22 protein-coding genes are annotated in these 22035 nt (G+C 51.1%); 17 read left to right on the forward strand and 5 right to left on the reverse strand.

The features are described from left to right. The first annotated feature begins 136 nt into the window (after positions 1–136). Both JIN82_RS14530 and JIN82_RS14535 read left to right on the forward strand, forming a co-directional pair. Positions 137–805, forward strand: a complete 669-nt coding sequence (locus JIN82_RS14530) for a PEP-CTERM sorting domain-containing protein (protein WP_234042065.1) — start codon at positions 137–139, stop codon at positions 803–805. A 251-nt stretch (positions 806–1056) separates the two neighbouring features. Further along, complete coding sequence (locus JIN82_RS14535; RefSeq protein ID WP_200312392.1) at positions 1057–1779, forward strand: hypothetical protein; 723 nt, start codon at positions 1057–1059, stop codon at positions 1777–1779. A gap of 151 nt (positions 1780–1930) precedes the next feature. Here the strand turns inward: JIN82_RS14535 and JIN82_RS14540 are convergent, their stop codons facing one another. Next, positions 1931–3403: a pyruvate carboxylase subunit B gene (locus tag JIN82_RS14540; protein ID WP_200312393.1), complete on the reverse strand. Its 1473-nt coding sequence runs from the start codon at positions 3401–3403 to the stop codon at positions 1931–1933. Positions 3404–3642: 239 nt separating this feature from the next. Here JIN82_RS14540 and JIN82_RS14545 point away from each other — a divergent pair, with 239 nt between their 5' ends. The 6 genes from JIN82_RS14545 to JIN82_RS14570 all read left to right on the forward strand — a co-directional run bounded on the left by JIN82_RS14545 (position 3643) and on the right by JIN82_RS14570 (position 7305). Further along, entirely contained in the window at positions 3643–4272 is a 630-nt protein-coding gene (locus JIN82_RS14545) for a rhomboid family intramembrane serine protease (RefSeq protein ID WP_200312394.1), read from the forward strand. A 106-nt stretch (positions 4273–4378) separates the two neighbouring features. Continuing rightward, entirely contained in the window at positions 4379–5074 is a 696-nt protein-coding gene (locus tag JIN82_RS14550) for a pilus assembly FimT family protein (protein ID WP_200312395.1), read from the forward strand. Positions 5075–5083: 9 nt separating this feature from the next. Beyond that, positions 5084–5842, forward strand: a complete 759-nt coding sequence (locus tag JIN82_RS14555; RefSeq protein WP_200312396.1) for a type IV pilus modification PilV family protein — start codon at positions 5084–5086, stop codon at positions 5840–5842. 24 nt (positions 5843–5866) lie between these two features. Beyond that, positions 5867–6769 (forward strand): prepilin-type N-terminal cleavage/methylation domain-containing protein, encoded by a 903-nt coding sequence (locus tag JIN82_RS14560; protein ID WP_200312397.1) that lies wholly within the window; start codon positions 5867–5869, stop codon positions 6767–6769. A 193-nt stretch (positions 6770–6962) separates the two neighbouring features. Next, positions 6963–7103: an entericidin A/B family lipoprotein gene (locus JIN82_RS14565; RefSeq protein ID WP_200312398.1), complete on the forward strand. Its 141-nt coding sequence runs from the start codon at positions 6963–6965 to the stop codon at positions 7101–7103. 34 nt (positions 7104–7137) lie between these two features. Next, positions 7138–7305, forward strand: coding sequence for an entericidin A/B family lipoprotein (locus JIN82_RS14570; protein WP_200312399.1), 168 nt, complete (start codon positions 7138–7140; stop codon positions 7303–7305). A gap of 46 nt (positions 7306–7351) precedes the next feature. Here the strand turns inward: JIN82_RS14570 and JIN82_RS14575 are convergent, their stop codons facing one another. After that, positions 7352–8866 carry a trypsin-like peptidase domain-containing protein gene (locus JIN82_RS14575; RefSeq protein WP_200312400.1) on the reverse strand — a complete coding sequence of 505 codons (1515 nt, stop codon included), beginning with the start codon at positions 8864–8866 and terminating at the stop codon, positions 7352–7354. A 41-nt stretch (positions 8867–8907) separates the two neighbouring features. Beyond that, entirely contained in the window at positions 8908–10677 is a 1770-nt protein-coding gene (locus JIN82_RS14580) for a hypothetical protein (protein ID WP_200312401.1), read from the reverse strand. A gap of 292 nt (positions 10678–10969) precedes the next feature. Here JIN82_RS14580 and JIN82_RS14585 point away from each other — a divergent pair, with 292 nt between their 5' ends. The 4 genes from JIN82_RS14585 to JIN82_RS14600 all read left to right on the forward strand — a co-directional run bounded on the left by JIN82_RS14585 (position 10970) and on the right by JIN82_RS14600 (position 14132). Beyond that, a complete protein-coding gene (locus JIN82_RS14585; protein WP_234042066.1) occupies positions 10970–12718 on the forward strand; it encodes an alpha-amylase family glycosyl hydrolase in 1749 nt (582 codons plus the stop codon). Between the two features lie 53 nt (positions 12719–12771). Continuing rightward, positions 12772–13068: a DUF1844 domain-containing protein gene (locus JIN82_RS14590; protein WP_200312403.1), complete on the forward strand. Its 297-nt coding sequence runs from the start codon at positions 12772–12774 to the stop codon at positions 13066–13068. A gap of 75 nt (positions 13069–13143) precedes the next feature. Next, a complete protein-coding gene (locus tag JIN82_RS14595) occupies positions 13144–13797 on the forward strand; it encodes a peptidylprolyl isomerase (protein ID WP_200312404.1) in 654 nt (217 codons plus the stop codon). A gap of 17 nt (positions 13798–13814) precedes the next feature. Then, a complete protein-coding gene (locus JIN82_RS14600; protein ID WP_200312405.1) occupies positions 13815–14132 on the forward strand; it encodes a YegP family protein in 318 nt (105 codons plus the stop codon). A gap of 86 nt (positions 14133–14218) precedes the next feature. On the opposite strand, the gene JIN82_RS14605 is transcribed toward JIN82_RS14600, so the two are convergent. Continuing rightward, positions 14219–15148, reverse strand: a complete 930-nt coding sequence (locus tag JIN82_RS14605; RefSeq protein ID WP_200312406.1) for a helix-turn-helix transcriptional regulator — start codon at positions 15146–15148, stop codon at positions 14219–14221. Between the two features lie 146 nt (positions 15149–15294). Here JIN82_RS14605 and JIN82_RS14610 point away from each other — a divergent pair, with 146 nt between their 5' ends. Genes JIN82_RS14610 through JIN82_RS14625 form a run of 4 tightly spaced genes read left to right on the forward strand, consistent with a single transcriptional unit; the run spans position 15295 to position 20445 of the window. Next, positions 15295–16047 (forward strand): glucosamine-6-phosphate deaminase, encoded by a 753-nt coding sequence (locus tag JIN82_RS14610; protein WP_234042067.1) that lies wholly within the window; start codon positions 15295–15297, stop codon positions 16045–16047. A 25-nt stretch (positions 16048–16072) separates the two neighbouring features. Then, positions 16073–17488 (forward strand): ROK family protein, encoded by a 1416-nt coding sequence (locus JIN82_RS14615; protein WP_200312408.1) that lies wholly within the window; start codon positions 16073–16075, stop codon positions 17486–17488. A gap of 11 nt (positions 17489–17499) precedes the next feature. After that, positions 17500–18324, forward strand: a complete 825-nt coding sequence (locus JIN82_RS14620; protein WP_200312409.1) for a PIG-L deacetylase family protein — start codon at positions 17500–17502, stop codon at positions 18322–18324. Between the two features lie 27 nt (positions 18325–18351). Continuing rightward, complete coding sequence (locus JIN82_RS14625) at positions 18352–20445, forward strand: sodium:solute symporter family protein (RefSeq protein ID WP_200312410.1); 2094 nt, start codon at positions 18352–18354, stop codon at positions 20443–20445. Positions 20446–20561: 116 nt separating this feature from the next. Here JIN82_RS14625 and tadA read toward each other — a convergent pair whose 3' ends face one another. After that, entirely contained in the window at positions 20562–21140 is a 579-nt protein-coding gene (gene tadA / locus JIN82_RS14630; RefSeq protein WP_234042068.1) for a tRNA adenosine(34) deaminase TadA, read from the reverse strand. Positions 21141–21227: 87 nt separating this feature from the next. On the opposite strand from tadA, the gene rpe reads away from it, so the two are divergent. Then, positions 21228–21896, forward strand: a complete 669-nt coding sequence (rpe, locus tag JIN82_RS14635) for a ribulose-phosphate 3-epimerase (protein ID WP_200312411.1) — start codon at positions 21228–21230, stop codon at positions 21894–21896. Positions 21897–22035: the final 139 nt, after the last annotated feature.

Below are 22035 nucleotides of genomic sequence, written 5' to 3' on the forward strand. Positions count from 1 at the left end.
ACTAACAAGTCGCCAAGCCCATGCAATCCCTGCAACTCATTATAGAAGAATAACTAAAGATTGGTGAGCACTCTTTAAAAAGTTGACTACCTAATAAGAAGATGGAATAATTTCACCCTTCACAAATAAAATAAAAATGAAAAATACCATGAGATTCCTAACTATTGCTGCCACCTCTCTGGCCTCAATTATTTCAGCCAATGCGGCGACCTTGTCATTTACTAACGACTGGTTCGGAGAAACTGGCCTAGGCAATGTATCACCTCCAGCCGACACCGTCATCACTGACGCAGAAGGCTTTGTCTTCACCCTCAGTTTGAATACTGCGGAAACCACTATCCGAGTCTCAAATATAGGGTCAAACTTTGGCATCGGCTCAGGAAACAATGCAGCCAACGCCTCGTTCAACGATGGAGACTCCGCCACATTCACTCTATCAGTGGTAGCGCCAGCGGGCTACCAACTCGACTCCATTAGCTTTGGCGACTTCCGACTAGTTTCTTTCGACACAGCTGCTGATGTTGCCACATTTACAAACACGGGAGGCGGCGGTAATTCGTTCGTAGCCACGGGTGCTATTACCACTAACGCCCAGCTAACTGGAGCCGGCTTGCAAGAACTCTCTCTAGCCACTTTAAACACATGGGACCTAACCTTAACGGCTAGTGATGTCTCCACTGATAGTGCTGATTTCAAAGTTAACCGTATCGACTTTGAATATACCACAAGCCAAATTCCAGAGCCGTCAGCTGCAGCTCTACTTGGCCTAGCTAGCATTGCTCTGCTTAGCCGCAAGAAGCGCTAGAAATAATACCGTAAATTCAATTTCAAGAGCAGTGACCGGTGCCACCCAGCCACACGCCCTCTACATATAGAAATTACTGAATCCAGCCTATAAGAGCTGCTCATTAGAGCTCTATAGGCTGATTTTTTTTACCGCTCGCTAGAGCCGAAGACATGCTCCACGAGGCGGAGATCATTGAATTCGTATTCATAGAACTTTAACAGATGTACTTCACTAGTAGCTTTAGGTTTGATAGATTCTAATCACACCCTATGAAACTACCGCTACTCCTCTCCCTCACCCTAGCCATTTCCCCTCTCACCGCAGCTGCGGAAAACCTCAACGCCGAGGCGCTTGAGGTCATCCAGATGGTCATCGATGCCGAAAAGCTGCAAATTCCAGCTGAGAAGTTTCTAGAAAAAATGCAGGAAGAGGAAATGCTCGAGCTCGATGAAAAAGCTGCGCTGGCCATCCGTGACGGCAAACCCGTGCGCCCTGAAAACGACTACCAAGCCGTCGCCGCCAGCTTCAAAAAAATGGCCGCCGAGCAGCCAAAGGAAAAGGCGCCCAACATCCCCGAAGTCATCCAGCTAGTGGAAAACCCAGCTGCCGATGCTAAAAAACGTGAAGCTGCCACTCGCTTCTTGGAAGTCACCCTTGGGCAAACAAAACGAACCGCCACCCAGCGCATCCTGCTAGGCAATCTGACCAGCGGCAAACAACTCGCCGTCAACCTGCAGCTCAATGAATGTGAGAAGCTCGCCGATTTCCCTAACTACAAAAAATACCCATTCACCTCGCCCGCTGACGGCAGCCAAATGGACTGGCTATTTAACAAAGATGGCTTTGGCCAGCACGAAGACAGCCAGATCATGCTCATCTCACCCGTCGCCTGGGAAGACCAATATACCATCGTCTGGCGCACCGGCGCCGCCAAGCTGGTCAACAAAAACGACATCCCTGAAATCCTCAAAGCCGCTGGATTAACAAAATGATTACTAGCAGCTAAGCGACGTCTATCCCAGCGGTGCTCGATATGAGAAAAAATCCAGCCACTCTTAAGCAGCGATTCAAGTCTGGCTAACCGATCACCTCTTGATTAAGGCTCACATCAGCTAGACCTAGCAGGTCTAGCTGGATAAAAGCCTACAATTCCTCCACGGTCACCTGATGGGGCACGCCGTCGATGGTTAGAGCGAGCTCACGTTTGCTACCTTTGGCGACTAATGGTTCGGCTTTGCTTTCAGCTGGTTTTTTAATCAGGTTTTTCCCTTTGCGGTCGCTGTTGAAATAATCTTCCAGCTGGCTTGGGAACATGGCGTGGATGACACAATGTTCGTCGTCATCAGGCATGCCTTTCTCACGCAGCTCAGCGCGCAGCTGGTCCATCATCGGTTCTTTGAGATCAGCGGGTCGGCAAGTGATAGGTTCTTTGCCCGCTTGTTTGGCAGCGAGTTTTTGCACCTCGGGGTCGACTGGCGCAGGCGTGGTGCCGTAGTAGCCGAGCGCGATGTCCATCGCCTGCGGCGAGAAGTTTTTCCAGCGGCCAAATTTCACGTTAAGCATCGCCTGCACACCCACAATCTGTGAGGTTGGAGTGACTAGCGGAATCCAGCCAAGCGCCTCCCTAACGACAGGGATTTCAGAAAATACCTCTTCAAACTTATCTTCCATGTTTTGCTCTTTGAGCTGGTTGCGGAAGTTGCTGAGCATGCCGCCGGGCACTTGGTATTTCAGCGTATCACTGTCGACAATCTCGTTGCGGTGCGAGGTGAAATCTCCCAGCTCTTCGTACACTTGGGTGAAATGCGTGCGCAGCTCGTCGAGCACGTCGAGGTCAAATTCTGGTTTGCGCGGGTGACCGTCTAGCGTGGCTAACATGCGCAGCATATCTGGCTGGCCAGTACCGTTAGCAAATGGAGTGATAGAAACATCAATGGCGTCTACACCGGCGTCCACTGCTGCTAGATAGGTCGATGACCCCAGCCCTGCGGTCTCGTGAGTATGCAGCCAGACGGGGATTTTTACCCGTGCTTTGAGGCCAGAAATAATGGCTTTGGCAATCATCGGTGGGATCAGCCCAGCCATGTCTTTGACCACAATGGCGTCTGCTCCCATTTCTTCTAACTCAGCTCCCAGCTCGATGAAGCTTTCCACCGAGTGCACTGGGCTAGTGGTGTAGCAGATCACGCCGTGGGCTTGTTTTCCAGCTGCCTTGGTGGCATCGATGGCGCACTTCATGTTGCGCGGATCATTGAGCGCATCAAAGATGCGGAAGATGTCCATGCCGTGTTTGGCTGAGGTGTGGATGAATGCTTCTACCACATCGTTAGGGAAATGCGCATACTGCACAATGTTCTGGCCGCGCAGCAGCATCATATGGGGTGTTTTGGGACACGCCTTTTTCAGCGCGTCTAACCTATCAAATGGAAATTCATTCAAAAACCGCAAGCCAGCATCAATAGTGGCGCCACCCCAAGTTTCTAATGAACCGAAGCCCATGTTGTCTAACTTTTCACAAGCAGGTAACATCTGCTCGGTACTCATCCGGGTAGCCGCTAATGATTGATGGCCATCACGCAATACTAAATTATTAAAAATAACAGGACTCTCACTCATATATTCGATAGGTTAGCAGCGCTTCGTTTGATAGAAAAATAAGACAACCATTGCCTCGCGACGACGAAACACCTATTAAGTTAAGAATCTCACACGTTTGATTAGTCGACTCAAGCATGGATTCTAATGAAATCATAATTTGCGGATTCAATTAGAGAATTTGCTGAGTCGCGCCAACCCTAACGAAACCCATGCCACTTTACCTGATCGCCCTGATTTGCTTAGCCCTCCATGGTCTCATGGCCTGGCTGTTATCTCCAGCGGCTAACATCCAAGTCTATCTGATATTTGGTTTGGGTTTTGAACCATTCACTCACGGACGTGTTTGGCAACTCTTGAGCTACGCCTTGCTGCATGCAAATGCGTCACACTTATTCACCAATGTGATCATGTTGGTCTATTCTGGCAGAAAAATTCAGCACATATTGGGCCGCCGTCGATGTGCTGAATTCATCTTAGTGGGCGCGCTAGCTGGTGGGATTTTTCACCTCGGTGAGAGCTGGCTACTGCACGCCAATGGCGCGCCATCGACGACGCTAGTTGGCATTTCAGGGGCGGTCTTTGCGCTGCTATGTGGCTACTGCACGCTGTCGCCAACATCACGATTTTTCCCGCTGCCGGTGAAGGCGATCAACTTACGCAACGGCATCATCATCGCGTCTAGCTTGCTCATGCTGAGTCACCCGCAGCTGGCAATTCCAGGCATCAGCCAGCTGGGAAAATGGTTTTTCCAGCACACACTACAAGACGTTTACATGATTTCTCACAGCTGCCACCTCGGCGGCGCGCTAGCTGGCACATTTCTTGCGAATTGGAGCCAGCGTATTGCTCTGCCAGCTAGGCTGAAAACTCGGCAAGCTGATCGATGACAATACATTGCACATACATTCCTTCTTGCTTTGAGGAATTTTTCTTCTAGATTGGTAAAAAAGTGATTCCCATATCACACAGATCTCACTAGCTTCGCACTTAATCATGATATTGTCATATTCACAATCGCGCTCACGACTGCTGCGCCCGGCCTTCACATTGGTCGAGATGATCGTAGTCATCAGTATCATCACCGTCCTTCTCTCTGTAGGCGCCATGTCGCTACAAAACATGACCGAATCCAAAGGGGTAAGCTCTGGCATCCCTATCGCTGAGGGATTATTTGCCGAAGCTCGCACGCTCGCCATGAGCAAGGGCACTAATGCCCGTGTGTATATTCACGCTGAAACTACCAGCCGTGAGCAACAAGATCTCGCCCGCCGCCTTCGCTACATGTCTGTATTTTACGAAAATACCGATGATGAAGGCAATGTGATTACTGGTGAATGGATTGCCAGCTCACGAGGTGAATCTTTACCTCAGGGTGTCTTTTTCGACCAACAGCTCAGCGAGCTGAATGGGCCAATCATTCCACAAGATACGGCAACCCTACCGGGCAACCGCACGCCAAAAACTTGTTATTATTACGAATTTAATGCCGAGGGCATCATCTCAGATCCCGGCCTATCTCAGGGCTCCGAGCAAACTGCACGTTTTGTACTGCGCAGCGGTTCACTGCCTCCTGGCGCCTCAGCTCCTATTGCTGGAAAAAATAAACGTGACGTGGGTGGTTTTGTCATCTGGCCATCTGGTCGCACCTCACTTTTCCGCAGCCCAAACCAAATCGACTCATCTCTGTAATCAAACGCTATGAAACTCACGCACCGCAAAGCTAAAAACGCGTTTACCCTGGTAGAAACGGTGATTGCCATGGGCATCATCACCATCATGCTTACTGGTTTTTTGGCCGCATTTGCCCCAGCGGTAAAAGGCATCAAAAACTCCATCGGCGCCAAAGAAGCCAACCGCCTAGCTACTACGCTTGAGCAAGAGCTGGCATCGCTGCGACCAAACGAGACCAGCCAGTACGACAATGCTTTTGAAAAAGCCTACGAGTGGATTCAAGATTCTCACAACTCAGGCGACAGCATCCTCATTTACCAATACAAAGGTGATACCAATGGATCTGCTAATTCAGATGGCTCGCTACCAGCCTACACTGGCAATGACGGCATTCCTGGCCGCGACTACATCATCCAGTCTGTAGCGCGCAAGCAAACGGATACGCTGGTCAGCTCTGAGCTGCAGCCGGGCGTTGTGCAAGGGCGTGTATTTGTCGCTCGTCTCACCCAGATGATTTACGACCAAAGCAATGGCGGCCTGATTGTCAGCTCCAATCCAACACAGATTGTTGATCCCTACACTGGCTCAGCAGCCTCTGATGCAGCTAGCTACCCAGAGGCAGTGATTGCGCTGCAGATGGAAGTTTTCATCCTGCCAAACAGCCTCTACGCCTACGTTCGCAACTTTGAAATTGCCGACGTGATCACCAATAACAGAACGGGCAATACCTACCCGAGAGCTACTGGTCCAACCATCTTCACCCGCAACATGGCCGTTCGCCGCTAAGCATCCATTTACTGTAATTTTTCCATGAAACTTCAACTCAATAGACGCGGCTTCACCCTCATCGAGCTCTTGGTCGCCATGACCATCACCATGATTTTGGTGGCTACACTCATGTACATGACCGGCATCTCGGTAGATACTTACAAAAAGAGCCGCGAAGAAGTGCGCGCCAACCGTCTCGCTAAAGAGGCGCTGGAAACTATCGCCAAAGATCTCGAAGGGCTCGTCGCCCAGCGTGACGGCAATAATTTTGAATGGTTATACTGCGCGAATGAAAGCAATCCAGAAGGTCCTAGTAAGCGCGAAATCACCAATGCTTCGCAGCTGATTTTCTTCACCGCAGCTACCGACCGCTACGACGGTCAGATTGGCCAAAGTGGTGTGGACAATGGTGGTGATGTTTCTACCGTTGGTTACCGCCTCGTTTACCGCGACCAGATCACCAATAGCACTGACGGCGAGTACGATGTATTTGCCCTCTACCGCAACCGCGTGGAACCTGATGAAACCTTCCAAGACCTACTCGCTGAGGAAGATCTTGAAGCCGCTTACACCAGCTCACAAGGGTCCAAAGAGCTCAGCTCACGTAGTTTCCTTGTAGAAAATATTTACGAGCTCACCATCACCTTCTTGGTAGAATATTCTTCCACCTCAGGGACAACGACAACAACGACTGTTGAGCGTGTGACCATGGGAGCTGGAGCTACACCAACGGAAACATTCAGCCTGAAAGGCAATGGCATCGAGCTGACACCAGCGAACTCAAACCTGACATCTGGCCAGCTGATTGGCGCTGAGATCTCCATCACTGTGCTTACCGATCAAGGGCTCGAGCTAGCCAAGCGCGTCTCCGCATATACTCAGGAACGCCTCGTGCGCGAACACGGCTACCATTTCACCAAATCAGTGATCTTGCCACGTTCATAAACACCGACGATTCATTCATAAAAACGCGCCGCTCACCAGCTGCGCGTTTTTTTTGTGCCCACTAGCCAGCTAGAAAATCTATGCCTGCCAGCTAGAAATTCACACTCGAGCTATGATGGAGACGCATTCACGCTTCGTGTCTTGATGATAATTTGAAGTTGCCATTTAAGATAAATGAACCAAAATGCCGCGCATGAAGATCGCGCTAGCCATTACCACCGTAGCTTTATGCCTCGTCAGCACCTCATGTAATACATTCATTGGCATGGGTAGAGACATTCAAAGCGTAGGCAAAGGCCTTAGCAATACCGCTGATAAAACGCAAAATAACTAATTAGCCAAATCACCAATAACCATTGATCAGGATTATGAATAAGCGCCACCTCATCCTCGCCATTTCAGCCCTAGCCTGTCTCGCCACATCATCATGCAATACCTTCATCGGTATGGGCAGAGACGTGCAACGCCTAGGACAAGGAGTTGAAAATACCGCCTACAAAACCGCTCCTCAGAAAAACAGTGAGCAGAGCGAATAGTTCCGCTAATCAACTCAACATAAGCAGCTCGTAACGAGCTGATCATTTACTTAGCCTTTGGCCTCACCGATTGAATCGTGAGGCCAATTCTTTTGTCGCCACGGCGCACGGTGAGTGTGGTCACGTCGGTAGCGAGCGACTCACTCAGGCGCTCGTAGAAATCCAGCACATCCGTCACCCAGCTATCATTGATAGCGAGTACGATGTCGCCAGTTTCAATAAATGGCTCCAAGTCACCGCCAGGGATGACTTCATCAACGACGATACCCATCAATCCCATCGCGCGCTCTTGGGCATTCACTGCTCTGACCAGCACACCCAGTCGGCGCACACGTTCCGTTTCGCTTTCGCCATCGCGTGGTTTGGTAGGAATCACCGAAGCGACTGATTTTTGGCGTTCGCCCACGGCAGCGCGCAGTTTATGTGCCTGGCCATTGCGCCAAACTCCCAGCACCACTTCGTCGCCCACCTTCGATTTGTGAATCAGGTCAATCAGGTGATCCATATTAAGCACGCGGCGCCCTTGGTAGCTGATGATGATGTCGTTTGGCTGCAGGCCCACTGCGTGAGCAGGCGAGCGAGGCACCACATTTTTCACAATCACGCCGCCACGATCTTGATAATCCAGCTCGTTTTTGGTGAAGCGGTTGAGGTTATCCATGCCCAATCCGAGGTACCCGCGCACAGCTGGCACATCACCTAAGATCATGCGCAAGCTATGCAGCGCATCGTTGGAGGGAATGGCAAAACCAATGCCAATAAACCCGCTCGTCTGGCTGGAGCTGCCTGACTGCTGGGTATTGCCTGAATAAATTCTCGAGTTGATGCCAATGATTTCGCCCAAATAATTGACCAATGGGCCGCCGGAGCTGCCTGGGTTGATGGCGGCGCTGGTTTGCAAAAGATCCACATCACTATCACTAAAGGCACGCTTTTTTGCAGAAATGGCGCCGTAGCTCACACTGCCACCAAGGCCAAATGGATTACCCACCGCAAATACGCGGTTACCCACACGGATGTCATCAGAATCGCCAAACTTCAGCGGCGGATATTTCACGTCGCCAATGATTTTGAGCACCGCCAAATCAGACGATACATCAGCGCCAACAATCACCGCCTCGCGAACGGTGCCGTCGTGGAAAGTCACTTTGATGCGCTCTTTACCCGCCACCACGTGGTTGTTGGTCATCACGTGACCTTCATGAGTGACGATCACCCCTGATCCTTGACCTTTTACCGTCTGGCTATGGATGCGGAAAAAATTATCAAACTCACCATCCACGGTGCCGCGCGTATCGATGCTCACCACAGATGGCAGCACCGCATTAGTCAGAGTGGCGCTCTCGCGATCCAGCTGGGCCAAAATCTCCACATCGCTCAAGTTGAGCTTAGACTTTTGCAAAAGGCTATAATCACTCCCAGCAGCTAGGCGGTCGCTATCGTCGGTCCAGACATCCTCCCACGGATCTGTCTGTTTATAAAAACGAATGCCCAGCACAACAAAAAAGGCCATTGCGAAAACAAACAATAGGATAAAAATTCGACGCAAACCTTCAGTCATGATTCTTGTGGGTGGGTGAAATGGGCAACAATAGGCACGAGCTACTCAGCTGGTGCTTGGGTGTCGCCACCTGCAATGACACCCATTAGCCTATTCTTCAACTCTTTGTGTTGGTTTTTCGCCGATAGCAACGAGACATTGGCATCTGAGCTGGCGCGATAATCACCACGACGTGCCCGTTTGGCCAGACGAGTAATCGAATCCAGATCGCGGATAAGCCCATTAAATTCAGCCATGAGCTCTTGATCGCGTTCGACGTATTCGCCGAGTTCCTTCACCGCCTTCTTAAATTCATCCAGCGTATCTTGCGACGCCGGGCTGCTAAAGCCAAACACACCGCCCATCAATACAGGGGTCAACTTTTCCAGCTGGCCATCGAGCTTCAGCGCCACTGTGCCTTCGGAGAGTTTGCTAGGACGTTGGTACAAATTCCCCTGAATCAACAACATCTGTGCTGATAAATGGTTCGGCTCCAGCTGCAGGATTTCGCGCAAGCGCGTTTGCACATGCACATTTGCAGCCATGCGAGCGGCATTACCACCAGCGCTCACCCGCTTCACATCCTCAAAGATTGTGCGGGCTTTGGCTAAATTTTCATCTTTCAGCACAGCGCCAGACCGGCTCATGGCTTCTTCGACGTTATTGACTTCAATCACTTCCCATCTGGCAAAAAAATCAGGATGGCCCATGACTAGAACATCTTTCAGCTGGTCTTCTGAGCCCGCGCCCACCAGCAGCACGCCTGAGCTCTCCCCCTCCATCAGAGACTCCAGCTGCAGCCATAGACTTGGTGATTTTTTCAAACTATCATCGGCCTGTAAATTCGCGCTGATATGCAGGTTTTCATTCAAGCTTTCTCCTGCAATCAATGACTCAACAAACAAAATCATGGGCAGGGCCACAGCCTCGCCATTGGATGAGCCGTATGCACGATCCATCATCACCGTCAGCTTACCCTGCGGAAGACCTTCATATCTAGGTTTCACCCAGTCGACCAAGCGGCTGCCAATTTTCTTAGCCAATCGGCTTTCCGTATCTGGGCTAATCACCACCAGCAGCGGCCCCTTTTGATAGCCTGTGTTGATATTGATGTCGCTCACCGCAGCTGCCGAAAGCGTCACCTGCCGCATGCCACGAGCGGTATATTTCCTCGTTGGTCTCGCTACCCCTAAAACATCCTTGCCCGCGCCCACTACCCACTCGAGCGGTAACTTCACCTGCCATTTTCCAGCTGGCAGCTGTGGTCCTTTTTCCTCCACCACCGGCTCCACTTCCACCGGCTTGTCCGCCAGCTCAGGGAAAATATCAGTCACATCCAAGGCCGCAGCGCTCTTTTCTTCCTTAGCTGGCGCAGAAAATTCATCCAGCGTGGCGATCACACCCTTCCAGTTAAAAGCTTCATCAATGGGCAATTGGTCGATGTCTGCAATCACATCGCGCAAGCCCAGAGCTAGATTATTTGACGAACGCCCAGCGGCTTCATCGGCGAGCCAAAGCATCATGTGCATCACCTCACCCTTAGCCATATCAACGATGTCAGCAGAATGGCTGCCGAGGATCTCCCCCTTAGCCATGTGAGTCTGCAGGCTATCAATGTACGATTTGTCTGCTCCCAGCCGGCTAGCTAGAGCAAAAAGCTTGGCATTCACCCGCAGCTCATAGGCCGATGGTTCGTGCGGGCGCTCAGATAGAATCACCAAGGCTCCTGCTAAATCAGCCATCTGCTCGACGGTCAGAGCCACCCGCTCGACACGAAATAACTCAGGGCTATCTAATGGCCGCTTGTATTCCGCCTGGGCCCACGTAGACATTGCGCCCAGAGAAGCGATGATCGCTAGCGTTTTCACCATTTGCATAGTACAAATGCTCACCAAATCTTCTTACAATTTCAAGGATCATTTTTCCTCCTGCTAGAATGAAATCATTTCATCCAGCGCCGCGGCCTAACCTAGAGCCAGTATTTAGAGAAAATTATGCCACGGAATTTCTCTGCACAACTAGCTGGCTCCCCAGTCCACCCTTGCCAATCCCCTTACGGGCCAATAAGCTACGCGTCTAATCATGTCTCCAGCTAGCCCATCCCGAACCCGAATCTATCAGCTCATGGTGCGCCATTTTGGCAATGCCAACGACACCAACCTCGTCAATGGATCCATCGAGGAAAATGGCTGTGGTAAATTCGACGATATTAATGATGCCGCACTCAGCCAGCTGGCCGCCACTGGCTATTCCCACATCTGGCTCACCGGCGTGCTTGAGCAAGCCAGCGCCACCAGCTACCCACATCGCCCCGCTGACGACCCCGCCATTCTCAAAGGACGTGCTGGCAGCCCCTACGCCATCCGCGATTATTTTGACCTCTGCCCAGATTATGCCAACGACCCCGCTGAGCGATTTTCCGAGTTCGCCCAGCTGATTGCCCGCATTCACCGCCACGGCATGAAAGTGCTCATCGACTTTGTGCCCAACCACGTCGCCCGCAGCTACGCCAGCGACGTGCAGCCAGATCATTCATTTGGCGTGGGTGACCAGACCGCTACCTTTTTCCACCGCGACAACCATTTTTTCTACCTCCAGCCAGACGCAGCTGGTCCGCCTCTAAAACTGCCCGTCGATGGCGAAGTTTACCCACCAGAAGCTGAAATTGGCAAAGTGACTGGCAACAATGCCGTCAGCTGGCAGCCGTCGATCACCGATTGGTACGAAACCGTCAAACTCAACTACGGCCACGATTTCACTACCGGTCGTGATACCAGCCACCTGCCAGCGAGCCACGCCCAGCTAGATGAAGTGCCTAAAACCTGGCGCACTATGGACCGCATTCTCGGCTGGTGGCAGGAAAATGGTGTTGATGGATTCCGCTGCGACATGGCTCACATGGTGCCTATCGAGTTCTGGGCATGGGCCATCCAGCGCGCTCGCCAGCGTGTCGATGGTTGTTATTTTGCCGCCGAAGCCTACGACGGCGACCCCGCCAAGCTCACCGACGACAACGTGCTCGAAGCGCTGCTCACCGCTGGTTTTAATACCATCTACGACGGCGATACCTACAAAACCGTCAAGGCCATCTACGACGGTGGCGGCTGGGCCAACGACATCGACCGCCACACCCACAACGACTCCAGCGTTTTCCAAAACTCACTGCGCTACGCTGAAAACCACGACGAAGTACGCATTGCCGCCGACGGCGAATGGGGATCCGCTGGCGCCAGTGTAGGCCAGCCAGCCAGCGCATTATTATTTGCCCTCAGCCGCGGCCCCATCATGATCTACAACGGCCAGGAAGTTGGCGAAGCCGGACTGCAGCCAAATGGATTTGGCGGCGGCAACCAGCGCACCAGCATCTTCGACTACGGATCACTGCCTGAACTCAGCAAATGGACCAACCAGCAGAAATACGATGGCGGCCAGCTGCAAGAAAACCAGCTAGAACTCGCCAGCTGGTACCGCCAGCTCGTTCTCGCCAGCGCCCACCCCGCCTTTGCTCATGGAGACTTTTACGGCCTCAATCACGCCAACTTGAGCAACCCAAACTACGCCCGCCACGATGGCGAAACCACCAGCGGCCACTGGCTCTACAGCTGCCTGCGCCGTGATCCAGCTAGTGGCAAAACCATCCTCGTGGTAGTGCATTTCCACCCAGTCTGGCCCACAGGTGAGGTCATCATCCAGATGCCACAGCACGCGCTCGAATGGATCGCACTCGATCGCTCAGCCAGCTGGCAATTCACCGACATCCTCGATGGCAAAAAATCCATCACCACGCCAGCCAGCCAGCTCGCCACCAAGGGGCTCAACATTGGCCCACTACAAGCGTGTGATGCGCTGTACCTCGAAATTACCGCCAGCTGAAAAATTTCCCGCTTTGACTTTGTGCAAATTCGTGGCAATTCAATACCAAGCTTATGTCTACTACGCCTACTGCCGATAAACGATTCAACGAGTTCCTCATGCTGCAAATGCAAAATGCTGGCCTATTCCTTGGCCAGATCGAGCACCCCACCACTGGAGAGAGATCCATCAACCTACGCGCCGCCAAAAGCGTGGTCGACTCACTCGAGATGCTCAAAAACAAAACCGTTGGTAACCTTACCGATCAGGAAGCAACTATCCTCGACAAAGCCATCGTCAACATCGGCGGCCTGTACAAAAACATCGCCGCATCACAAGATGAGGACGATTGCGATTCAGACAAAGTCTAACTCATTAAATGACCCCCTGAAAAACTCATCAGCTCTATACTTGCGCTGACTCCCGCAATTAATAATATACGCACAATGAAACAATTCTTACTCAGCATTCTCGCCATCTCCGCCACACTTTTCTGCGCACACGCCGAAGAGCCAGCTGCTACACCAGCCAAAGTGAGTGACATCCGCATCGTCATGACCACCACTAAAGGCGACATCGAGGGAACTATCTTCGCCAGCAAAGTGCCAATGACCGCAGCCAACTTCCTCAACCTCGCCAAGCGTGGTTACTACAACGGCATCGCCTTCCACCGCGTCATCCCTGATTTCATGATCCAAGGCGGCGACCCAACTGAAAGTGGCACCGGCGGCCCAGGCTACAGATTTGCCGACGAATACCACCCGTCACTCAAGCACAGCAAGCCAGGTCTTTTCTCCATGGCCAATGCTGGCCCAAATACTAACGGATCACAATTCTTCATCACTCACAAAGCCACACCATGGCTCGACCGCGGCGGCAACCCACGCAACGCAGCTGCCATGCACACCGTATTTGGTGAAGTGACTAAAGGACAAGACGTCGTTGATGGTATCATTGGCAAACTGCAAGGCCGCGGCATGAAAGGCAACGGCGTTGGCGATAAAATCGTTAGCATCAAAATCCTTGATTCTACCGACGCCCTCTTTGCTGCTCAGAAAGTCAACCTCGACAAGTGGAACGCTATTCTCGATAAAAAATAACCCGACGCGATAGAACCATGTTCGAAATTTACCAAGATGCTAATGGATTTTTGTTCCGCCTCGTCGACGAGCACAACGAGCTCCTGCTAACCAGCGCGCCGCAAAGCTCTCCAGACGACTGCGAAAAAAGCATCGAGACCGTTCGCAAAAACTGCAACGACCTCACCAAATACGAACTCAAGTGCAATACGGACAACAAGCCGTTCTTCATCCTCAAAGATGCCGACGGCCAGACCATCGCACAAAGCCCAGCATTCCAAGTAGAATCTAACCTACGCAAAGGAATGTCATCAGTGACCAAACTAGCCAAAAAGGCGGAAGTCAAATACGTCTAGTTCTCATTAGATAAAATCACTTTAATAAAAAACCATTGGATAGAATCTATCCAATGGTTTTTTTGTTCCCTGAAATAATAGGACAATTACGATTCTAGCGCGGCCTCAGGTTCCTCTGCGATTTTCTCTGGCACTGGTTTGCGCTGGCGATAGGCCATAGGAGATTGGCCTACCGAGTTGCTAAATGCGCGGCTGAATGCCTGCAGCGACCCGTATCCACACAAATCAGCCACTTCTGCAATTGGCAGCTGGCTGTTGCGCAGCATGCCCATGGCGCGGTTGAGACGATAATTACGCAGGTACTCACCTAAGGAAACCCCCGCCTGCTCGCGGAAAACAGCGCGCAAACGAGACTCAGACATAGACAGTGCCTCGGCAAAATCCGTCAGCAAAGTTACTTTGCCTGCTCGCTCCATCAACAAGCGGTTGATGTCATTCAAAATCCCTGAGCCAGTTTCCCCCTGTTGTTCTACCAGCGCATGATCCACGCCGAGTTGCTGTTTCAGCATCATCAAAAGAATCCGCTGCAGCTGTGCTTGGAGCAAAAACTCTTCTACGTAGTTCACTTTCTTCTGTCCGACAGATGCCAGATAATGGGCGACAAAACTCTTTAAAATCTCTCTAGCCTGTCTCGGTAAATCTAGCACAGAGTATTTTAATGACACTAACGAGTCCTCCGGCTCGAATTCAAAAGTAATAAATAGCCAGTCAAATTTACTCCTATCAATTCCGGAATAGTAGTGGAATTGATACGGGTGAATGAGCAATGCTTCACCCGGATTCACCGTCAATCCGCGGTGGTTAACATGTACTGTACCTGCTCCCTCAACCGCAACCAGTAATACAAATCTATGGTGCGATTTATTTGCTAAAGCCTGCTGCTGAAGCTCTTGCACATCGTGACGAGCAAATAGCAACAGGTTCTTAGGTGAGGGAAAACTCCCACTCCCAACACCTGAAAAGTAATCGTCGGGTTCCGACAAGTAGTCCACTAATTTACGTAAATCTCCGTCCATTTAACTTATCTATAATACCACCACCCCCCCATAATCAATCATTAATGTTAAATATTTCTCCCCATTGAAAACATTTACACATCGTGTAACGACTCTCTGTGTATCTATTATAGTTGGTAGCAAAACTTTTAATCATGCCAGTCGAAATGATATCTGAACCAGCCAACGCTACTTTGAGAAAGAATATTCACGTCTCAGACAGTGCCGCGAAAGCAGCCGTTGCTATCGCCCGTAAGATCAGCAACGCTATCAAGCAACACCAACTGATAGGCAAAACTTTCCGTCTTGGCCTAGCCACCGGTGCTACTCCAGTTCCACTTTATAAAGAGCTCATCAAACTCTACCAACAAGGTGACGTTAACTTTAAAAACGTACACACCTACAACCTAGACGAGTACGATGAAATTTCTTTTGATAACCCAAACAGCTATCACGGATTCATGCGTGAAAATCTGTTTGACCACATCAACATTCCACTAGAGCAAACTCATTTCCCTAGCGGAGATGATCCAGCTGCCTACGACAGAGAAATCGCATCCGTTGGTGGTCTAGACCTACTCATCCTCGGCATCGGCAGCAACGGCCACATCGCCTTCAACGAGCCAGGATCTGAAAAAGACTCACCTAGCAGACTCATCGAGCTCGATGCCAGCACCATCGCTGACAACAAACAATACTTCCCTGACGGTGACATGCCAACACGCGCTATCACTATGGGCCTGAAAACGATTCTGGACACCAAAACACTCGTGCTCATGGCATGGGGCGACAGCAAAGCCTCTATCATCGCCGAAAGCCTCAGCTGCACACCGTCCGCTGATCTTCCTGCATCTTTCCTCCAAGACCACCCCAATACCCTATATTTCCTCGACCACGGCTCAGCATCAAAACTTAGCTAACTAAATTCAAAAAACTAATACCAAAATGAAGTCTATCATCGAAAAAATTAATGACCTCGCCAAACCATTAGTTACTCCAGGTTTGGACCCTAACTTCATCCCCGCAATCAAGTGGATTGAGGCGTACGACTCACTAGCAAAAGAAACTGCTGGTAGCCGCGACGTCATCATCGACCTGCTACGCCCAGACGGCACAGGTAAGCGTGAGTCACTTGTTCTCTTCCCAGATCTTCCAGAATACACAGCCGCAAGCTTCTTGCGTGTTGAACGTCTCATCAAACAACTGCTCTGGCAGGTTGGTGGATCCAACATCCTCATTGATGGCGCTGACGAATTCAAAGCCCAGCTAGAAGCTCACTTCGCAGCTGACGGCGCAGGTCATTTCGACAACCTAACGATTGCACAAAAAGTGTACTCATCACCTATCAGCATCGAGAACAAAGCTCTCGCTGGTACCGCTGAGCCACAACTCAGCAAGGCTGACATGGGTGGTCACCTCGAAGGATACCGCATCGGATTCGACCTCGGTGGCAGTGACCGTAAGTGTGCCGCTGTGATCAACGGTGAAGTTGTATTCTCTACTGAAATCGCTTGGTCTCCATACTTCGAAACTAATCCTGAGTACCACTTCAAAGGCATCCAAGACAGCTTAGAAAAAGCCGCTGAACACCTTCCGCGCATCGACGCCATCGGCGGCAGTGCAGCTGGAATCTACGTGGACAACCAGCCACGTGTAGCCTCACTCTTCCGCGGCCTCAGCCCAGAAGATTTTGATGCACAAGCAAAGCCAATCTTCGAAGCCATCCAGAAAAAATGGGACAACGTGCCAATGATTGTGGTCAACGATGGTGATGTTAGCGCGCTGGCCGGAGCTATGGCTGGTGACTGCGACTCACTCCTCGGTATCGCTATGGGCACTAGCCTAGCAGCTGGTTACGTTGACGAGCAAAAGAAAATCACAAGCATGCTCAACGAGCTGGCATTTGCCCCAGTTGACTTTGCCGAAGACGCCGCTGTCGATGAGTGGTCACACGACAAAGGTTGTGGTGTTCAGTATTTCTCACAGCAAGCCGTTCAGCGCCTCAGCAAAGCTGCTGGCCTCGAATTCCCAGCTGACATGAAAGCTCCTGAGATCCTGGTAGAAGTACAGAAGCTGATGGAAAAAGAAGATCCAGCCGCCGTGCAGATCTACGAAACTATCGGTAGCTACCTCGGCTACACACTCGCTCTCTACGCCAAGTTCTACGGCCTCAAAGGCATCATGCTGCTAGGCCGCGTGATGACTGGTCAAGGTGGTGAACTCATTGTCAAAGTAGCTGACGAAGTGCTCGCCAAAGAATACCCAGAAGTAGCTAAGCAACTGCGCACTGTGACTCCTGACGAAAAAACTAAGCGTCACGGCCAAGCCATCGCTGCAGCCAGCCTTCCTCAACTCGGATAGAATTTTTTACCATGGACATTTACATTCCAGATTCACTAGACCGCGATCAGGCTCTAGCAAGAACAACACACCTAGGCATTGGTGCCCACCAAGACGACTTGGAATTCATGGCAATGGACGGCATTCTCAAATGCTTCCAGAAAAAAGACCAATGGTTCGCTGGCATCACTTGTACTAACGGCGCGGGTAGCGCCCGCTCTGGTGCCTACGCTGAATTCACCGACGAAGAAATGGTGCTTTGCCGCCAGCAGGAACAGCGCACCGCTGCAGACATCGGCCAGTACGCCTACATGTCCCAGCTCATGCTTCCTAGCAGCGCAGTAAAAAGCAACAACGACGAGTTTGTTAGCTCGCTAGCAAAACTCATCGAAGACAGCCAAGCTGAAGTCATCTATACTCACAACCCTGCTGACAAACACGCCACTCACATTGGTGTATTTGCCGGCGTGCTTAAAGCGATTCGCTCGCTGCCAGCAGACAAGCGTCCTAAGCAACTCATCGGTTGTGAAGTGTGGCGCAACCTCGATTGGCTCGATGATGACAAAAAAGTTGTCATGGACTTGACCGCCCATCAGAACCTAGCAGCCGCTCTAAACGGAGTCTTTGATTCTCAAATCTCTGGCGGCAAGCGATACGATTTAGCCGTGCAAGGACGCCGTGCCGCTAATGCTACGTTTTTTGATTCACACTCTACTGACGACGCCGAGTCTATCGCCTTTGGCATTGACCTCAGCGCTCTAATTAGCGATGAGTCTATCGACCCTAAAACATATATTGCCAGCCTTATCAACGACTTCAAAAATGACGTCGATGACGCGCTAAGCAATTTCTTCTAAACTAACACTCACAACACAAACACTAACATGCCTCTAGGAATACTAGACTGGGGAATCATTGCTGGATTCTTCATCGTCTCATTAGGAATCGGCGTCTGGGCTTCTCGCTCAGCCGGAAAAAGCTCTAAAGAATTCTTCCTCGGAGGCCGAAGCATGCCTTGGTGGTTGCTCGGCGTATCGATGGTGGCGACCACCTTCTCAACAGATACACCTAACCTAGTAGCTGGTCTTGTACGCTCAGATGGCGTATCAGGAAACTGGTGCTGGTGGGGCTTCCTGTTATCGGGCATGCTTACAGTGTTTGTGTTTGCCAAGCTCTGGCGTCGCTCGGAAGTACTCACTGATGTTGAGTTCTACGAGCTGCGCTTCAGCGGCAAGGCAGCTGCGTTTTTACGTGGCTTCCGCTCACTCTACCTCGGCCTCGTCTTTAACGTGCTCATTATGGGTGCGGTTAGTTTGGCTGTAGTAAAGTTTGGTGAGACTGTACTTAGTATCCCCGGCTGGCAAATGCTCTTAGCTGCTGGTCTGGTAACGCTTGGTTACTCATCACTCGGTGGCCTCAAAGGCGTTATTTGGACTGACTTTGTACAGTTCATCCTCGCCATGATTGGTTCATTCTGGGCCGCCTACTACATCATCAGCCTAGATGCAGTGGGTAGTATCAGCACGCTACTCAATCACTCCGAGGTATTGCCAAAATCCAACATCTTCCCTGATTTCACAGATCCTAGCAGCTGGATCCCTATCATCTTAATTCCTGTTGCCGTGACTTGGTGGGCGACCTACTACCCAGGTGCTGAGCCAGGTGGTGGTGGTTACATCGTCCAGCGTATGCTCTCCGCCAAAGACGAGAAAAATGCGATTGGTGCCACTCTCTTCTTCAACATCGCTCACTACGCTCTGCGCCCGTGGCCATGGATTCTCATCGCTCTAGCATCTATCATTCTTGTTCCGCTTAAGATTGATCAGGACTATACCAAAGGGCACCTGCGCCCACACGAAAAGACCGTTGCTAAAATTGAAGCTGAGCTCAATCCAGCCTCACACGCAAAGATGGTTGAGACTCTCACTGCAGACCTTGAAAAACTTAAAGCTGGTGGCAATGAAGAGAAAATTGCGAATGCTCAAAGACTGCACGACATTGTTAGCTCGAACCCAGACTCTATCGAAATCAAGGCTCTTGCTTACCTCTGCCAAGTAGAATCTACCATCAACTTGGACGGCAGCTGCACTCCGCTAGCTAAAGAATCGTTGGTTCACATGTATCTGGCTAACGACATTTCAGTCGACAAGTTAGGGCAAGACCTTGGTTACCCAACCATGATCAAGCTGCTGCCAACGGGTCTGCTCGGTCTGGTATCCGCCTCATTGATTGCGGCATTCATGTCTACCATGTCTACACAGGTCAACCTTGGCGCCTCCTATTTGGTCAATGATTTCTACGCACGCTTCATCCACAAGGATTCTTCTGAGAAGCACTTAGTGATGACTGGCCGCCTCGTTACCGTGCTCATGATTTGCATGGGTTCAGGTTTAGGTCTCATCCTAACGGATGCAAGCCAAGCATTTAAGCTGATGCTTCTGATTGGTGCGGGCACTGGCCCAGTATACATTCTGCGCTGGTTCTGGTGGCGCGTGAGTGCGATTTCAGAAATCACAGCGATGGTTTCTGCGCTAGTGATCTCAGGTTTCACTACCTTCTACATGGAGAGATTCGTGGGCGCTCAATTCATGAAAGACCACGATTGGTCCATCATGTTAGTCGCAGCGCTATTAACTACAGCGATCTGGATCATCGTCACTATCCTAACTAAGCCGACCGAAGAAAAAACACTTCTCTCATTCTACCAAAAAGTACAACCTGGTGGAGCTGGCTGGAAAACAATCCGTCAGAAAGCTGAAGATAAAGGCCTTGAGCTCGATCCTAACTCAGCTGGCTGGGATGACATCCCATACGGCATCCTCTGTACTCTGTTCTCCTCAGCTGGTGTCTACACCGCGCTGTTTGCTACAGGCGAGTGGATCTTTGGCAACGTTGCGCCGGCTAGCTGCTACACACTCATCAGTGTAGTCTCATTTGGCCTCGTCATGAAGTTCTGGAAAAAACTCAGAATGGACTAAGCACAACTCACATAAATATCTAAAAATGACCTGGTGGAGCCCGCTCCATCAGGTCATTTTTTTTCAGCTAGCTAGAAATATTTCACCACTAGCTAACAAGCCCAGCTAGAGACAAGCTATTCCTCGCCCTTGGCGGCTTCTTCAGCCGCCTCTTTTTCCATCTCAGCGCGGATTCTCGCTTCCAGCTTTTGTTGTTTTTTACGCGCTCTGGCTTCGCGGAAAAACGTCTGCAGGATCACTCGGCATTCATCTTCACAGATTCCGTGGGCAGTTTCACAGCGATGGTTCAGCGGTGGGTTAGAATCTAGCAAGTTGATCCAACCACCAGCGGCGCCACCAGCTGGATCAGGCAAACCAAAGACCACACGATCTGGCCGACAATGCACCAGCGCACCCGCACACATCGGACACGGTTCTTTGGTCACATAGACCGTGCACCCTTCCAGCCGCCAGTCGCCAGTGGCATTTTGCGCAGCTGTTAGAGCGAGCATTTCAGCATGAGCAGTAGCATCTTTGAGTGTCTCTACCTGGTTCCACGCCCGCGCAATGATGCGTTGATCTTTGACCACCACCGCACCAATCGGCACCTCTTCTGCTTTGTACGCTTTGCGCGCCTCGCGCAGCGCCTGCTGCATGAAGTACTCGTCATCAAATAGCTCTAGGCCAGCTGGCTGGTCGTGTTCGCTCTCACTCATGCGCCTATTGAATGTGCATTTCCCGTACAAAGCAAATGTCAAAAATTGGCATCGCCAGTTCCAGCTATCTTCGTTAAAAACACAGCCATGAACACTTGGACACCAGCAGACCGTCTCATCGCCCCGTCACTTCTCGCCGCCGACTTCGCCCGCGTCGGTGAAGAAACCAAACGCGCCGTAGCTAGCGGAGCTGACTGGATGCACCTCGATGTGATGGACGGCCACTTTGTGCCTAACATTTCATTTGGCCCGTCAACCATCGATGCAGTCAACCAAACCGATGACGTTTTCCTCGACGTTCACCTGATGATCTCACGCCCAGACGTCTACCTCGACGACTACATCAAAGCTGGCGCAGACATGATCACCGTGCACGTAGAGGCCGACCACGACGTCAACGAAACCCTCGACCGCATCCACGCAGCGGGTCTCAAAGCTGGCGTAGTCATTAACCCAGCCACCCCTCTATCAGCAGCCGAGCCCTATTTTGATAAAATCGACATGCTGCTCGTGATGACCGTCGTGCCAGGCTTTGGCGGCCAATCATTCATGCCAGAAACCATGCCTAAGGTCACCGAAGCCGCCAAAATCCGCGACCAGCGTGGACTCAACTTCCACATCCAAGTCGACGGTGGCATCGACGCAAAAACCGCACCTATCGCCATCGAAGCAGGGGCTAACGTGCTCGTAGCTGGCTCATCCACTTTCCGCGCCCCCGACATGGCCGCTGCTATCAGCCAGCTGAAAGCCATCTAACTTTCAAGCAGTACCGCCTACCGTTAGGGAAGGAAATCATTTTCCCAAAAACACCTCGCCACTAGCTGGCGCGGTGTTTTTTTTAGCTACAAAACCTCTACCTAGCAGATCTGTATAATCACATAAGCCAAATTACTAA

Source organism: Persicirhabdus sediminis (assembly GCF_016595495.1).
Taxonomy (GTDB): Bacteria; Verrucomicrobiota; Verrucomicrobiia; order Verrucomicrobiales; family Akkermansiaceae; genus Persicirhabdus; species Persicirhabdus sediminis.